Annotated in this window: 1 protein-coding gene and 2 pseudogenes; all 3 read left to right on the top strand. The window is 45.0% G+C overall.

What is annotated here, in order from left to right:
* A pseudogene (locus tag OGY09_RS25190) lies at positions 1 to 315 on the top strand (UDP-glucose 6-dehydrogenase); the annotation flags it as partial.
* A 41-nt stretch (positions 316 to 356) separates the two neighbouring features.
* Positions 357 to 1,609: pseudogene (locus OGY09_RS25185) on the top strand (IS3 family transposase).
* 189 nt (positions 1,610 to 1,798) lie between these two features.
* Positions 1,799 to 2,402 (top strand): UDP-glucose 6-dehydrogenase family protein (locus OGY09_RS25180; RefSeq protein WP_502873211.1); only part of this gene is annotated, 604 nt, incomplete at its 3' end.

Genomic DNA, 2,402 nt, shown 5'->3' with positions numbered 1-2,402 from the left:
CTGTTGGCGAATTATGCATCTGTGCCGAATAACATTATTGGCGCAATCGTTGATGCTAACCGTACGCGTAAGGACTTCATAGCAGACTCTATTCTTGCCCGTCAACCTAAAGTAGTTGGCGTAAAGGCAAAGTTCGTGCCCGTGATTATTTATGAACCCGTCGTGGAAGAGGACGAATTTTTCCACTCTCGGGTAGTGCGTGATCTTAATACGTTCAAAAATGAAGCAAATATCATTATTTCTAACTCCATGGTGTCAGAATTAGCTGATGTTGCCGATAAAGTATATACCTGTGATTCGTTTGGTAGTGATTAATCTCATCTTGACCCGTTTCTGACTTAAATCCGGAGAACGTGATGATGACTGAGTTCAAACGCATCCAACGTGATTATTCTCTATCCTTTAAAATAGCTGTTGTCGGGCAGGCTGAAAAAGGCGAGATGACCTACAAGCAGGCCCAGCAGCGATATGGCATTCAGGGGCGCTCCACCGTACTTGTCTGGCTGCGTAAATATGGCCGACTTGACTGGAGTTCCGGACATTCTGACCCGGTGAAGAGGAAATTGCCTGTGGCTCAGACAACTATCCCACTTACCCCGAGCAAAGAATCAGGAAACTTGAAGAACAGCTTGAGCTGGCAAACCAGAATGCTGAGTTTGTTGAGTCCGTTATCAACGTCCTGAAAAATGATTACGGGGCGAGTGTTGTAAAAATGCGGCCCGGTAAGTCCTCACGCAAAGTCAGGCGCCAAAAATAACAGTTACGTGTGCATGTCAGTTCCTGGGGCAGAGCAGACAGGCGCGGTACCAGTACAACACAAGATGTAATAAACGGTAGGTGCATCATGCTCAGTTTCTTGATTTTTTTGCCCGTACCCGGTGCCGTCAGCCGCGAATCGGTACGCGTAAACTGCACTATCTGCTGAACACCCAGGCCGGTAAAACACTGGCTATAGAGCGGGACCGCCTGTTTAACCTGCTGGGTGAATACCGGCTCCTGGTCCCCCGTTAAACGCGCATATCACAAAACCACTAACAGCCATCATCGCTTTTTCCGGCATCCTAATCTGCTGAAACCTGGCCCTGACCAGGTCCACCCTTGAGCCAGAGCAGGTCTGGGTCGCTGATATAACTTACCTTCCACTACGCAGCGGCACGGCCTATCTGAGTCTGGTCAACGATACCTGCTCCAGAAAAATCGTGGGTTACCATTTCGAAGAAAACCTGCAGACAGAAAAGGTGGTAAAAGCGTTCAGACAGGCGCTGAGGCGGAGAAAAACGACAGGTCCTCTGGTGCATCACTCTGACAGAGGACTGCAATACTGTTCGGTACTTTATCAGTCAGTTCATGAGTGAAACGGAATAACCTGTTCAATGACCGATGGTTACGACTGCTACCAGAATGCGCTGGCTGAGCGAATAAGCGGGATACTGAAAAATAAGTTTTTACTCTCGCGCCCGGTGGATCTTGCACAGGCCCGGATGATGGTAAAAGAGTCCGTGGCAATTTATAACCATGAAGGGCGGCATCTGGCCCTGAAATACAAACGCCCGATGATGTTCATAAGGCGCTTGACAGACAAAAACCTGTCAACCTATATCAGGACTAGTCATCGAATTCTATTGATTTAAGTTGATTGCTTAATCTTTTCTTAATATTCATGGCGTAATCTGATAAAGAAAATCTTAATTGTTTTAACCTTCGTTGACATGATATTCAAAAAAAAGTTAAAACATTATCCTCTTATCAAGATGTACGGCATCATGATTAAATATTAAGATAATACTGAGAGCATGAAATGAAAATCGCCATTTCTGGTACTGGGTATGTTGGTCTGTCAAATAGTCTTCTTATCGCCCAACAACATAAGGTCATTGCTCTGGACATTGTTCCCTCACGTGTCGAGATGCTAAATAATCGGATGTCTCCGATAGTTGATCAAGAAATTGAACAGTATCTGCAATCAAAAGATATAAAATTCGAAGCTACACTAGATAAATACTACGCTTATCAGAGTGCAGAGTTTGTCATTATTGCAACCCCAACAGACTACGATCCTAAAACTAATTACTTTGATACTAGCAGTGTCGAGTCAGTCATACAGGATGTTATTGAAATAAATCCAGATGCCTTAATGATAATAAAATCGACAGTTCCTGTCGGTTTTACTCAATCAATGCGTCAAAAATATAGAACAGATAATATCATCTTCTCCCCTGAATTCCTGCGTGAGGGTAAAGCTCTATACGACAACCTGCACCCGTCTCGTATCGTTATTGGTGAACGTTCTGAACGTGCCGAGCGCTTTGCCGGGTTGCTGCTGGAAGGTGCGGTGAAGAAAGATATCCCGACCTTATTTACCGACTCGACTGAAGCCGAAGCCATCAAGTTGTTCGCTAACA

The organism is Citrobacter sp. Cpo071, assembly GCF_030332765.1.
GTDB lineage: Bacteria > Pseudomonadota > Gammaproteobacteria > Enterobacterales > Enterobacteriaceae > Citrobacter > Citrobacter portucalensis.
Note: the sequence above shows the minus strand (reverse complement) of the source record. Positions and strands in the feature narration are given on the sequence as shown.